Raw genomic sequence first — 13,273 nt, 5'->3', positions numbered from 1 at the left:
CCGCCCGCAGGCGGCTTCAATGCTTTGCTTCTCTACGACCGGAAAGTATCATCTTTGAACTGATCCGCCTCCGGTTTGACTTCAGAACCACGCATCCGCCACCACCCTCTCTGGGCTTTCTTGAGACTTGCTCTCACCTGAACCAAAACGCCCCGCATTTCGAGGGTCCAGGTACATTGCCATCAGCTCAGGCATTCTCGGCCTGGGCCTGCTTTTCCTCCAGTATTTTTTCCTGGATATTGGGCGGGCACTCTGCGTAGTGATCGAATTCCATGGTAAACAGGCCCTGTCCGCCGGTCATGGCCCGAAGATCCGGGGCATAGCGCAGGATTTCGGCCATTGGGACCTGGGCGTTGATCTCAGTGATTCCCTGGTTCGATTCATACCCCAGGACCTTCCCTCTGCGGCTGGACAGATCGCCGATAATGTCCCCCATGTATTCATCCGGAACAGAGATGGACATCTTCATCACCGGCTCCAGCAGGGTCACGCCCGTCTTCTCCGCCGCCTTCTTGAAAGCCATGGAGCCGGCTATCTTGAAGGCCATCTCTGAAGAATCCACGCTGTGATAGGAGCCGTCGAACAGAGTCACCTTGAAATCGACCACCGGATACCCGGCCACGACCCCTTTCTGGGCCGCCTCCTGAATTCCCTGATCCACGGCCGGGATAAAGGTCTTGGGGATCACCCCGCCCACTATCTGGTTGACGAACTCGTATCCCTGCCCCCGTTCCTGGGGTTCAAGCTTGATCCAGCAATCCCCGAACTGGCCTCGCCCACCGGTCTGTTTCTTGTATCTGCCCTGAACCTCGGCCGAGGCCTTGATCGTCTCCCGGTATGGGATCTTGGGGGCGTGCAGCTGGACCTCCACCTTGTTCCTGCGTCTGACCTTTTCCACCGCGGTCTCAATATGCAGCTGCCCCATGCCGGAAAGCAGGATATCCCTGGTTTCTTCATTGTGCTCCAGCTTGAGGCTGGTGTCTTCTTCCAGGAGCTTCTGGATGGCGGCCACCATCTTGTCCTCATCTTCCTTGTTGGCCCCGGTCAGGGCGAAGGACAACAGCTGTGGCGGCAGGGCCGGCTTGTCCAGGATGAAGGAATCCTTCTCCCCGCAGATCGTGTCCCCGGTGGCGGTACTTTTGAGTTTGGCTACAGCCACGATGGCCCCGGGACCGACCTCTTCCTTGCACGGGTCCTGCTTCTTGCCCACCACGAACTGCAGGGCCCCCAGCTTTTCCTTGGCGTCCTTGACCGGATTGTAGACATGGATATCCGAACTCACCTTCCCGGACAGGACCCGGAGCATGCTCAGCTGTCCGCCGAAAGGGGTGGTTATAGTCTTGAACACGAAGCAGGCCAGCGGGGCATCAAGCGAGGACTCCCGTTCGCTGCCGTCCGTACCCTGCCAGGATTCCCGTTCCAGCGGTGACGGCAGGAGGTCCTGAATCTGGTCCAAGATCTGGGCTCCACCCTTGTTCCCGGCTGCGGCAGCGACACAGACCGGGACAACGTCTCCCTGAATCACGCCCTTGCGCAGTCCGCCTTGGATCTCTGCAGCAGAAAGCTCCCCTTCTTCCAGATACTTTTCCATCAGCTCTTCATCGCTTTCAGCGATATTTTCCACTGCTGCCTCGTACAGCTCTGCCACCCGCGAAGCCAAGTCCTCAGGCACATCCTGGCTTTTCACTTTTCCTTCGGCATCGAAGATGAGGGCCTTGTTGTTCAAAACATCCACCAGGCCCTGGAAGTTCGACTCCGAGCCAATGGGCAGATAGAGGAGCACCGGCTTGACCCCGAGCACATCGGAGAGCCCGGCGTAGGCCTGCTCAAAGTCGGCCCGCTCCCGGTCCATCTTGTTGATCACCACCATGGACGGCAATCCGGCCTGCCGCACATCTTTCCACAGCTTTTTGTCCTGGGCCTTGACCCCGTCCACAGCATCGACGACATAGATCACGCCGTCCGCAGCCGCCAGCTGGTAGGGAAACTCGCCCAGAAAGTTCGTATCCCCGGGATTGTCGATCAGGAAGTGCCGATTCTTGTTCCAGGAATAAACTGCATAGGCCGGCTGTACGCTGCCGCCCTTCTTGGTTTCCTCCGGCTCATAGTCCAGAATTGTGTTCCCGGCATCAATGCTTCCCAGGCGGGTGGTCACTTTGGCATTGTACAAGAACATCTCGGCCAAGGAGGTCTTGCCGCTACCGCTGCTTCCGGCCAGGGCAAAGGTTCGCTGCTGTTTGAGTCTGTCCTCCATTGCGTACTCCCTTCCTCCGAATTTGGGGTTCAAACCAGGCCGCCGCGAATGTTTCCCGCAGAAACTTTTGTCAATATGTCAACAGATTATTAAACACATACCCTGAATGAGCAGGGTATGCGAACGATATCCTAACAGGAAAATTATAAATTTATACCAAAAGAAAGGGACATGCAACTTTTGTTTGCCCGGACGCAGGCATTGCGCTTCGATCCTGGGTTGGATATCATTTCCGGCTGGGGTTTCCAGACCAGCTTTAGCCTGAGCTGGACAGACTTTCGGCCAACGTCTCTGGCAAGCGCACAGGAGGGCACGAACAGATCATGCCGATCATCATGGGCACAGCGGGACACATCGATCACGGCAAGACCACCCTGATCAAGGCCTTGAGCGGCATTGACTGCGACCGGCTCAAGGATGAAAAGAAGCGGGGAATCACCATTGAGCTGGGCTTTGCCTTTCTCGACCTTCCTGACGGTCAGCGGGTGGGAATCATTGACGTCCCGGGCCATGAAAAATTCGTCAAAAACATGGTGGCCGGAGCGGCTGGGATTGATTTTGTTCTGCTCACAGTGGCCGCTGACGAGGGGATCATGCCCCAGACCCGGGAACATCTGGAGATATGCACCCTGCTGGGCATCAGCGAAGGGGTGGTGGCTCTGACCAAGGTCGATACCGTGGACCCTGAGCTCTTGGAGCTGGCCCAGGAGGACGTCCAGGACTATCTGGCGGACACCTTCCTGGCCCAGGCCCCGATCATCCCGGTATCGGCGCATACAGGCCAGGGCATTCCAGAGCTGACCACAACCCTGCAGGACTTGGCGGCCAAAAGCAATCAAACCCTCTCCTCTGAAATCTTCCGTCTGCCCATTGACCGGGTGTTCACCATGCGCGGCCACGGAACAGTGGTCACCGGGACCCTTATCGATGGGCGGATTTCTGTAGGGGACAGCATTGCCGTCTACCCCCAAGGGCTCAAGACCAAGGTCCGGGGACTGCAGGTCCACGGAGAGACGGTGGAAACCGCAGATGCCGGGCAGCGGACAGCCATGAATCTGGCCGGGCTGGACGTGGAGAACCTGCAGCGCGGAGAGTGCCTGGCCAAGCCCGGAACCCTCTTTCCGTCCACCCTGTGGGATGTAGAGCTGACCCTCTTGTCCACTGCTCCCAAAGCCCTCAAGCACAGACGGGAGATCCACTTTCATCACGGGACTCAGGAGACCCTGGCCCGGGTCTACCTCCTGGACCGGGACCAGCTGGAGCCGGGAGAAAGCTGTCCGGCCCAAGTCCGTTTCCCTCACCCCATGGTCGGCGTCTTCAACGACAGGTTCGTCATCCGCGCCTTCTCCCCGCTGAGAACCATTGCCGGAGGCAAGGTCTTAAGCCCCATGGGCATCAAGGTCCGCCGCCGCTCCCAGGATTTGGAGAGCCTGCAGGCCCTGCACAGCGATGACCGGTCCCAGGTCCTGCTCACCCATCTCCACCGGTCCGGCTCAGCGGGCCTGACCTTACCGGAGCTGCACGTGCTGACCGCCATGCCGTCTAAAAAGCTGGAGCGGACCCTGCAGGACCTGGCATCCAAGCAGCACGTCTTTCTCTTTGACCGCGAAGAACAGCGCTATGTATCCCGGCACATAATCGACACTTTGCAGTCCGGCCTCATGGAGCACGTCCAGGAGTTTCACCGCAAAAACCCGATGAAGGCCGGAGTTTCCAGGGGCATGCTGAGCACCGGATGGGGCCGGGGTTTGCCCCCCAAGCTTCTGCATTTCCTGCTTGAGCGCTGTCTGAAGCAGAAAAGCCTGGTCTCGGAAAAAGAGGTGCTCCGTCTGCCCGAACACAGCATCTCTCTGGCTTCGGATCAGTCCCGGCTCAAGGAGGATCTCCTGCGCACGTACAAGGATGCCGGGATACAGCCCCCGAACTTGAACGCTGTACTGGAACAGCTCAAGGTCTCCAAGAAAGAAGTCCTGGATGTCATGGGCCTGCTCATCGAAGAGGGCCAAATCGTTAAGATCAACGACAGCCTGTACTTCAGCACCCAGGCGGTTGCAGATGTGCGAAAGCTTGTTGAACAGCACTTCGCCGCCCATGAGAGCTTGAGTCCCACGGACTTCAAGGAGCTCACCGGCCTGTCCCGCAAGTTCAGCATCCCCCTCCTGGAATATCTGGACAAACAGAAGATCACCATGCGGGTGGGAGACGTGCGCAAGCTGCGCAAGGGGTAGTGTGGTCAGAGGTCAGAGGTCAGAGGTCAGAGGTCAGAGGTCAGAGGAGAATGTGGGAACCCGAATAATTCTGTCAAGCGTAAAGATTACTTTGCGTAAAAAAGGCTTGCGAGAAGATCGCAAGCCTTTTGAAATGGGGTGGGTGACGTGACTTGAACACGCGACCACTTGGGCCACAACCAAGTGCTCTGCCGACTGAGCTACACCCACCGAGCTGAAGGATGTATTCATACAAAAGCTTTTATCTGAGGTCAAGTCTTTATGGACAAGCTGATTATCGAGGGCGGCTCTCCCCTGCACGGTGAGGTTCGGGTCAACGGATCCAAGAACGCCGCCCTGCCCATCCTCCTGGCCTGCATGCTGGTCCCGGAGCAGGTCACCCTGCACAGCATCCCCAACCTGCGGGATATCGCCACCACCATGAACCTGCTGCATCTCTTGGGCTGCGAGACCGATCAGTCCAATGGAGAGATCACGGTCCGGGCCGGCAAGGAGCTGCATCCCGAGGCCCCTTATGATCTGGTGCGGACTATGCGGGCCTCGGTCCTCTGCCTCGGCCCCCTCCTGGCCCGTCTGGGCCGGGCCAAGGTGGCCCTGCCCGGGGGATGCGCCATCGGGACCCGGCCGGTGGATCTCCACCTCCGGGCCCTGGAGCGGATGGGGGCACTGATGGACATCGATTCCGGATACATCGACGCCCGCTGCCGGCGTCTGCAGGGGGCGCACATAACCTTCGACTTTCCGACTGTGGGCGGCACTGAAAACCTGCTCATGGCCGCTGCCCTGGCCCAGGGGGAAACCGTCCTGGAGAACGCGGCCCGGGAGCCGGAGGTCCAGGACCTGGCCAACTTCCTGAACAGCTGCGGGGCCAGGATCCAGGGCCAGGGAACAAGCATCATTCGGATCCAGGGCGTCGAGTCCCTGCATGGATGCACCTATCCGGTCATGCCGGACCGCATCGAGGCCGGCACTTATATGCTGGCCGCGGCCATCACCAATGGGGATCTGGAGGTGGTCAACTGTCCGCTGGAAGCCACGGAAACAACCATTTCCAAGCTCCAGGAGATGGGCGGACAGGTCACAGCCGGCGACAGCCGTGTCCGGGTCCGCGGCGGAGAGCTGCAGGGGGTGGATATCGTCACCCAGCCCTACCCCGGTTTCCCCACCGACATGCAGGCTCAGTTCATGGCCCTGATGTGCGTGGCCCAAGGGTCCGGGACCATCCAGGAAACCATTTTCGAGAATCGCTTCATGCACGCCATGGAGCTCATGCGTCTTGGGGCCAGGATCCGCATCTCCGGAGACACGGCCGTGATCCGCGGCGGCGGCCCATTGCGCGGGGCCACCCTGATGGCCTCGGACTTACGAGCCAGCGCCTCTTTGGTCCTGGCCGGGCTGGCGGCCCAGGGAAGAACAGAAATCCGGCGCATCTATCATCTGGACCGCGGATATGAACGGATGGAAGACAAGCTGGCCCGGGTGGGGGCCAGGATCCGGAGGGAACAGGAGAAATAAGAAAGGCCGGGCATGCCCGGCCTTTCTTATCCTACCTTCTTATAGGGGGTGCTTAGAACTTGTAGCTCACGGTCAGGCCATAACCGAAGATCTCTCCTTCGGCGTCCACTCCAACATTTCCATTATTGCCACTAACAGCATAGGTGTGGTTCAAATTCGTACTTTCCCCCCCAATCTGCCTGTCCTGTTCGGTCATGGTGTACTGGAACACGCCGTCCACCACCCAACTCTCACCTAAGTTCAGGCCGAAACCCAGGGAGTAGGTCTTCTTGTCCGCATCCGGCCAGGTAATGTCAAAGGTGTCGTCCGGAATGGGGCTTGGATCGTAGAAGTACCCGCCGCGGAGGGTCAGGATGTCTGTTGCCTTCCACTCCACGCCCACGCGAATCTGCCGGGTATCTTCCCAATCCCGCTCCTGGACGATCTTCCCGCTTGGATAGTTCTCCCGAAGTATGGCTCCCAAAACATCATTGGCAGGTTGTTCATCGAATTCCACTGTCTGCTCATCCACGGTGCCCCAGTTGGTCCAGACCACGTCAGCTTCCAGAGAGATCCGATTGTGAGGCTGGTAGCGGACTCCGAACTGAACCTGGTCCGGATGATCCACATCATCCATGGAGATGTCATAACTCGTCTTTGACTCTCCAGGTAAGGCCTCAATCCCAGGGCCATCAAGATCCAAATCACCATCAAAATCTGTATCTGCCTGACTTCGGTAGGTCAAGCCCAAGGTCAAGGTCTCGATGGGCTTAAACATCAATCCCACATTCGCTGAAAGGTCAAGGTCTCGATGGGCTTAAACATCAATCCCACATTCGCTGAGTAGTTGAAGCTGTCCTCCAACTCCCCTTCAACATTGACCGGTCCAAGGGGTCCAGGGACTCCTCCCAAAGCCGCTTGCCCGTAGTTGGTCAAACCATAGTTTTGATAATAGTGCCCCGCCTCGGAGCGGCCGAAAGAAATCCCCATTCCAATCGACCACTTGTCGTTGATCTTGTAGGCCGCTGTGGGGGTAACCACTTCCCGGTAATACCATGACTCGTGAGAGCTGTACGCCCCGGGCTGGGAAACGAGATTGTCGGGGGAGTTCTTGTCCCAGTCTATCTGCAGCCCATAAGGGACATACGCTGCCACCCCAACGGACCACTTCTCATTTACCGGCATGGCAAAACCCAGATGCGGATACACACTCAGAGAGTCGTCTTCAAAATCTGTGGGGCCGATTATTCTGCCAGCTCCATCCCGAACAGTGTAATCCTTGGCCTCCAGCTCCGGATCAGAGATCATCACCCCCATTGAGGCCGTGGGCCGCTGCATCTGAGTCAGACCGGCCGGATTGTAGTAGGCGGCATAGGGATCATCGGCATAGGCTGCATACGCCCCGCCCAGGGCCGTTGCCTTGGACCCGATACCGTAGGTGTCCACGTTCCCGGCCCAGGCGGAAAAGGAAAGGCCCAGACCAGACAAGATACAGGTAGCAGTCAACAAAAACTTCCTTCCCCTCCACATAGCTTCCTCCTTTTGCGTTCATGTGAAGCGCTCCTTACCCCACGTACCGTTCTTTGCTTTCCTTGCCGTCAATCACCTCCTTGAACCGTGTTTTGCATATACAAAAATCAGGCGCTTTTGCGCACGCCCGACCGAACAACCAACCGGTAAGTACAATTTTTTGTATTGTACAGAGCATCATACAAAATGCAAGGGGAAAACGGAAATCGTGAAGACAATTATTTTAACTATTTGATTAGTCGGTATATTTTACGTCCAACGCAGCTTTTCTACTCGAACACCTTCTCCTCCGCAGCACCCGCCTCCTGGGCGTCGGCTGCAAAGTCCCGGGGCTGATCCTTGCCTTTGGCCTGCTCCTTATACCACTCATTGGCCGCAATGGCGGACATGATCTCGTTGGTCCCGGTCCAGATGGAGGCCAGGCGCAGATCCCGGACAATGCGTTCCACCGGATAGATATTCGTATATCCGATCCCGCCCATGACCTGCATGGAGTTGTGCGCCGCCTTCTGGCAGGACTCGGTAACGAACTTCTTGGTCTCCGAGACCAGGCGACGGATAAGCCTGGGGTCCTGGCCGCTGTCCACAGCCCGGGAGGTGGTGTAGACCATGGACCGGCTGGCGTCCAACAGCGTGGCCGCCTCGGCCACCTGAAAGCTCACCCCCTGAAATGTGCTCACCGGAGTACCGAAGGCCTTGCGCTTGCTGGTGTAGTCCGTGGCCACTTCCAGGCCCGGAGCGGCCGCCCCTATGGTCATGGCCGCGGTGCCCAGACGCTCCGGAATCATCATGGTGGTAAACACCGCATAGGCGTCATTCACCTGGCCCACGATATTGTCTTTAGGCACCCGCACGTCCCGAAACACCACCCGTCCGGCCCCGCCGCCGCGGCAGCCCATGAGCCCGTAGCGATACCCAGTTTCCACCCCCGGTCCCCGGTCCACAATAAAGCAGGTCAGAGACTTGTGCGCCTTGGCCTCGAAGTCCGTCTTGGCATAGACCAGAAAGTAGTCCGCGCCCTCGGCGCCCACAATGAACCGTTTCTGCCCGTTGAGCAGATAATGGTCCCCTTTGTCCTCGGCCCGGGTCGTTGTGCCGAAAAAGTCCGTGCCGCCCCTGGGCTCGGTCAGGCATTCCGCTGCAAACATTTCCCCCCGCAGCAGGGGCCGGACATATTTTTCCTTCTGCTCCTCTGTACCGTGCTGGACGATTGCGTCGCAGACCAGCTCCGCGCCCACCCCGAAGGTGCAGGCGAAGATATAACCCAAGACCCCGACTTCTTCCATGACCATGCAGGTCGAGGCCCAGTCCATGTCCCGGCCGCCCCACTTTTTCGGATACCGGCAGCCCATGAGGTTTCGCCGCCCGGCCTCCTGCAGGAACTCCTTGGGAAAGGTGATCCTGTCCGCATCCATGTCCAGGATCATCTCCCTGGGCACCCAGCGGACCAGCTCTCTGACCTCGTCTCGAAGCCTCTGTTGCTCCGGGGTCAAAAGATAGTCAAACATAGTCCTCCCAATGTCTTGTCCTTCCTTGGACGGAAAAATCCTGGCATCAGGCCCGAATTGACACCTCATGCCTTGGTTGTCGCAATATCCCCCCATCCCCCCTCAAGGGCTGTGCATGGCACACACTTGACACCGTGGGGCTATAACATGCTGAAAAAATGAGGTATCAGATTCACCATCCCAACCACCCCTGCCCCTCCTTGCAAAGGAGGGGAGTTAAGAAAATCGCGGCTGTCTGTGCGTTTTCTATCCGCAAATGTATGGATTATCGAAAACCGTAATCGCAGATTTAAGGCAAAATCAGACGGTTAAGATTCCCCTCCTTTGCAAGGAGGGGATAAAGGGGTGGTTGAACGATGACAAATACCTTATCCCACGGTTTACCTGGTTACATAGACCAAAGGTCTACGGCAAAGCCGTATGTAACTGGGTGTCATGTGTGTGCCATGCACAGCTCAAGGGGGACTGGGAAGAGATCAGTGACCGCTCTTATTCCGTGATCCGCTGTTTCTCTTTGATCCGGGCCTGTATGCATACGACCCCGCAAACCATCTTTGTCACCTTAAGCCGGAACTGCTTGCAGAAGGTCCCCCTTGAGGGGGGGATTCAGGGGGGTGTTATCTTCTGCTTTATGCAAGACATGCCACGATCTTAGACTGCGCCCCGCTCCCGCATCCCCCGGATCTCCGCCGGGGCATATCCCAGCTCCTGCAGAATCTTCTCCGTGTGCTCCCCGAATCCGGCCGGCCGGCTTCGCAGGCTACCCGGGGTCTCTGTCAGCTGTACCGGAATACCCAGGCTGGGGACCTCCCGGCCGTCATGATCCGCAAAATCAACCGCCATCCCTCGGGCCCGGAACTGAGGATGCCGCACGGCCTCCTCCAGGTTCTGTACTTTTTCCCAGCAGGCATCCAGATCACAGAGTTCTTCTTCCCACTGAGCCAGAGACTTGTGCCGAAAGATGTGCCTGAACTCGGCTTTCATCTCCTCCCGCCTGGAAGTGTCGAACTGCAGGGGGATGTACTCTTCTTTGCCCAGCCGAGTGCACAAAGCGGCCCAGAACTTAGGTTCCAGGGCTCCGATGCTGATGGCCCGTCCGTCAGCAGTCTCATAGGTGTTGTAGCAGGCATAGCGGTGGGCCAGCAGGAAATCCCCCCGCTTCGGACTTTCTCCGGTCTGGTTGTACTGATTGAGGACAAAGGGCAAAAGCCCCATGGCCGCATCGCTCATGGAGATATCCACATACTGACCGCTCCCGGTCTGTTCCCTGGCCAGCAGGGCCATAAGGATGCCCATGACCGCATTCATTCCCCCGGCCAGATCGGCAAGCTGCACTCCTGGAACCGTCGGCGGACCGTCCCGGGGACCAATCAGATCCAGAACTCCGGCCGCAGCGATATAATTGACGTCGTGTCCCGCCCGGTGCGCATACGGTCCATCCTGGCCATAGCCGGTGATGGAGCAGTAAACGAGCCCGGGGTTGATCTCCTGCATGGATTGATAGTCAATACCCAGCCTGGACGTGACCCCGGGGCGGAATCCCTCGATGAGCACATCTGCCTTGCGGACCAGACAGTGAAACGCATCCTGCCCGGCCTGAGACTTGAGATTGAGGGTCATATGCTCCTTGTTCCGGTACAGGGCGGAGATAAAAAAAGGGTCCTGGGCAAAGCGCCTGTCCTCGATTGCAATCACCCTGGCCCCGTGATCGGCCAGAATCATGGAACAGTACGGCCCGGGCAGCATCCGGGACACATCGATGACCGTTTTCCCGGTCAAGGACCCTTTTTCCAGCATGTATCCCTCCCTTATCAGCCCCGCCGGCGAGGCCTGCAAAACACCTACGAATCAGGCTCTTGGTGCGCAAGAATGCCCTTGGTATAAATATCCACGATGTGCTCCACGATTTCCTTGATGCTCAGGCCCTTGTCCGGCCGGTACCAGAAATACAGCCAGTGCACGGCACTGAATAAAGAAAAGGTGAGCACAGTCAGATTGCATTCCCGCAGGCGCCCCTCCTGCATCAGATTGTTCAGATATGCCCGCAGCTGATTCACGTTGGCCTTTTCAATGTCCAGGATGACCCGCTTTTTGTCCTCAGGCAGGGACTCGATGTCGTGAAGAAGTATCTTATTGAAGTTCTTATTCTGGAGATAGCTTGTGGTGTATTCCAGCAGGATATCCGTCAGCTGGTCCTTGATCGGGACATTCAGGTCCTGGTTCCGGCGGATCGCCTGCTGCAGACTGCTGTAGACGAGGTTGCCGGCGACGAGACACAGGGTGTAGAGCATTTCCTCTTTGTTGGTAAAGTGGTGGTACATGGCTGCCTTGCTGATCCCCACCCGTTCAGCGATCTCCCGCATGGACGATTTTTCGTATCCTTTTTCATAAAACAGCTCATGCGCCTCCCGCAAAATGATCCGGGCGGTTTCGTGCAGCTCCTCGTATTGTTCAGTGTTCATCGCGCCCCCTTGTGTCGTGTTGGTCATCAGCCTCGTATCTGGACCCAAAACACTGTTTACCTACTGGTAGGTCATCCTAGGGAGAAGCAATGAATCTTGTCAAGAATGAAGTCCTGAGCTACTGCTCCCTGAGCTCATTCATGGCCCAAAGTGGGCACACAGAAGAGACGGCAAACTCTAAAAATCCACAGGCTACATCGAAAAACCAATTCTTCTGACAGGAAGGCACAAGGCAGGTCCATGCATCAGGACAACAAATACACCATCTCCAGTGAAAAACCGGATATCGGGGTGGAGATCAAGGGCCGAAGGTTTGGATTCCAACGCCCGGCGGATCTGGAATCCCTGTGGGAGCAAATGGAAGCCCAGGACGGGGATCTGGAGGAACGCATCCCTTATTGGGTTGAACTCTGGCCGGCGTCCATTGTTCTGGCCGCATGGCTTTTGGATCACGAGCAGGTCATCGCCGGAGAGCGCTGCCTGGACCTGGGCTGCGGTCTGGGCCTGTGCACCAGGGCCGGGGCCGTCTGCGGCGCCGATGTCGTAGGCATCGACTACGAGCCGTCCGCCCTGCATTTTGCCCGCAAAAGCTGTCCGCCCCCCCATCCCCTGGCCTGGCTGGCCATGGACTGGAGGCACCCGTGTTTGAAAGCCCGGTCCTTTCCCTATATCTTCGGCGCGGACATCCTGTACGAGACGCGGTTTTTCGCTCCCCTGCTCGATCTGTGGGCCGAGCTCCTGGCCCCGGGGGGCACGATCTGGATCAGCGCACCAGACCGGCAGGTGACCCGTCCATTTTGGACCGAGCACCTGCCCCGGGCCGGATGGACAGCCCGATGCGTCCTGCAGGAAGAAGTGACCTTTCAGTCCTATCAGGGCATGCAGATCTCCCTGTGGGAAATCAGCTCACGATCTCGGTCCCGATCCCGGCCTGGGTAAAGAGCTCCAGAAGCAGGGAGTTCTCCTGCCGGCCGTCGATGATATGGGCCTTCTCCACCCCACCTTCCACTGCCTGCACGCAGCACTTCAGCTTGGGGATCATCCCCCCCTGTACAGTCCCGTTCTCAATGGCCTCCAGAACTTCACGCCGGGTCAAGGTGGAAAGGAGGTCCCCACTGGCGGCCAGGACCCCGGCTACATCGGTGAGCAGGATAAGCCGCTTGGCCCCCAGGGCGACAGCCACGGCCCCGGCCACGGAGTCGGCGTTGATGTTGTAGGTTTCCCCATCCTCATCCACGCCCACCGGGGCGATAATGGGGATGAACCGGTCCCGGTCCAGGGCCTTGATCACCTCCGTCCGGATCCTGACCACCTCTCCCACCCGGCCCAAATCGATAATCTCCGGGGGGGCATCCTTTTTGGAGACCACCATTTCCATCTTCCGGGCCTGAATCAGGCCCCCGTCTTTTCCGGACAGGCCAACAGCGGATCCGCCGTGCTGGTTGATCAGGTTGACGATATTCTTATTCACCCGGCCGACCAAGACCATCTCCACCACATCCATGGTCGCCTGGTCCGTCACCCGCAGGCCCTCCTTGAATTCGCTGCTGATCCCCAGCTGGGAGAGCATCTGCCCGATCTGCGGCCCTCCGCCGTGGACTATGACCGGATTGAGCCCGATATATTTCAACAGCACCACATTGAGCGCGAACTGCTTCTGCAGCTGCTCGTCCCGCATGGCATGGCCACCGTACTTGATGACCAGGGTCTGCCCGTAGAACTGTCGGATATAGGGCAGGGACTCCAGAAGGACATTGGCTTTGGCCATTTCATTATCGATGGTCACAGCTCCACCTC

General features: G+C 58.1%; 10 protein-coding genes and 1 tRNA gene. 3 read left to right on the top strand and 8 right to left on the bottom strand.

What is annotated here, in order from left to right:
• Window positions 1–187: 187 nt before the first annotated feature.
• Window positions 188–2,254, bottom strand: coding sequence for an elongation factor G (gene fusA / locus N902_RS0101660; protein WP_027369511.1), 2,067 nt, complete (start codon window positions 2,252–2,254; stop codon window positions 188–190).
• Window positions 2,255–2,577: 323 nt separating this feature from the next.
• Here fusA and selB point away from each other — a divergent pair, with 323 nt between their 5' ends.
• Window positions 2,578–4,482, top strand: a complete 1,905-nt coding sequence (gene selB, locus N902_RS0101655) for a selenocysteine-specific translation elongation factor (RefSeq protein ID WP_027369510.1) — start codon at window positions 2,578–2,580, stop codon at window positions 4,480–4,482.
• A gap of 134 nt (window positions 4,483–4,616) precedes the next feature.
• Here the strand turns inward: selB and N902_RS0101650 are convergent.
• Window positions 4,617–4,692: transfer RNA gene (locus N902_RS0101650), tRNA-His, on the bottom strand.
• A 51-nt stretch (window positions 4,693–4,743) separates the two neighbouring features.
• Between N902_RS0101650 and murA the strand changes: the two genes are divergently transcribed.
• Complete coding sequence (murA, locus tag N902_RS0101645) at window positions 4,744–5,997, top strand: UDP-N-acetylglucosamine 1-carboxyvinyltransferase (protein WP_027369509.1); 1,254 nt, start codon at window positions 4,744–4,746, stop codon at window positions 5,995–5,997.
• Window positions 5,998–6,049: 52 nt separating this feature from the next.
• Here the strand turns inward: murA and N902_RS20475 are convergent, their stop codons facing one another.
• The 5 genes from N902_RS20475 to N902_RS0101620 all read right to left on the bottom strand — a co-directional run bounded on the left by N902_RS20475 (window position 6,050) and on the right by N902_RS0101620 (window position 11,476).
• Complete coding sequence (locus tag N902_RS20475; RefSeq protein WP_034621244.1) at window positions 6,050–6,754, bottom strand: OmpP1/FadL family transporter; 705 nt, start codon at window positions 6,752–6,754, stop codon at window positions 6,050–6,052.
• Window positions 6,754–7,482, bottom strand: a complete 729-nt coding sequence (locus tag N902_RS20470) for an OmpP1/FadL family transporter (protein ID WP_208596249.1) — start codon at window positions 7,480–7,482, stop codon at window positions 6,754–6,756. The genes N902_RS20475 and N902_RS20470 overlap by 1 nt, the downstream gene beginning before the upstream one ends.
• Window positions 7,483–7,775: 293 nt before the next feature.
• Window positions 7,776–9,014: an acyl-CoA dehydrogenase family protein gene (locus tag N902_RS0101635; RefSeq protein WP_027369508.1), complete on the bottom strand. Its 1,239-nt coding sequence runs from the start codon at window positions 9,012–9,014 to the stop codon at window positions 7,776–7,778.
• Window positions 9,015–9,665: 651 nt separating this feature from the next.
• A complete protein-coding gene (locus tag N902_RS0101625) occupies window positions 9,666–10,811 on the bottom strand; it encodes a CaiB/BaiF CoA transferase family protein (protein WP_027369506.1) in 1,146 nt (381 codons plus the stop codon).
• Window positions 10,812–10,855: 44 nt separating this feature from the next.
• Window positions 10,856–11,476: a TetR/AcrR family transcriptional regulator gene (locus N902_RS0101620; RefSeq protein ID WP_027369505.1), complete on the bottom strand. Its 621-nt coding sequence runs from the start codon at window positions 11,474–11,476 to the stop codon at window positions 10,856–10,858.
• 240 nt (window positions 11,477–11,716) lie between these two features.
• Here N902_RS0101620 and N902_RS0101615 point away from each other — a divergent pair, with 240 nt between their 5' ends.
• Window positions 11,717–12,415 (top strand): class I SAM-dependent methyltransferase, encoded by a 699-nt coding sequence (locus N902_RS0101615; protein ID WP_034621241.1) that lies wholly within the window; start codon window positions 11,717–11,719, stop codon window positions 12,413–12,415.
• Here the strand turns inward: N902_RS0101615 and argB are convergent.
• A complete protein-coding gene (argB, locus tag N902_RS0101610; protein WP_027369503.1) occupies window positions 12,378–13,256 on the bottom strand; it encodes an acetylglutamate kinase in 879 nt (292 codons plus the stop codon). The genes N902_RS0101615 and argB overlap by 38 nt on opposite strands.
• Between the last annotated feature and the right edge of the window lie 17 nt (window positions 13,257–13,273).

The organism is Desulfovermiculus halophilus DSM 18834 (assembly GCF_000620765.1).
Taxonomy (GTDB): Bacteria; Desulfobacterota; Desulfovibrionia; order Desulfovibrionales; family Desulfothermaceae; genus Desulfovermiculus; species Desulfovermiculus halophilus.
The sequence above is the reverse complement of the archived record's forward strand: the minus strand, read 5'-3'. Positions and strand labels throughout refer to the sequence as shown.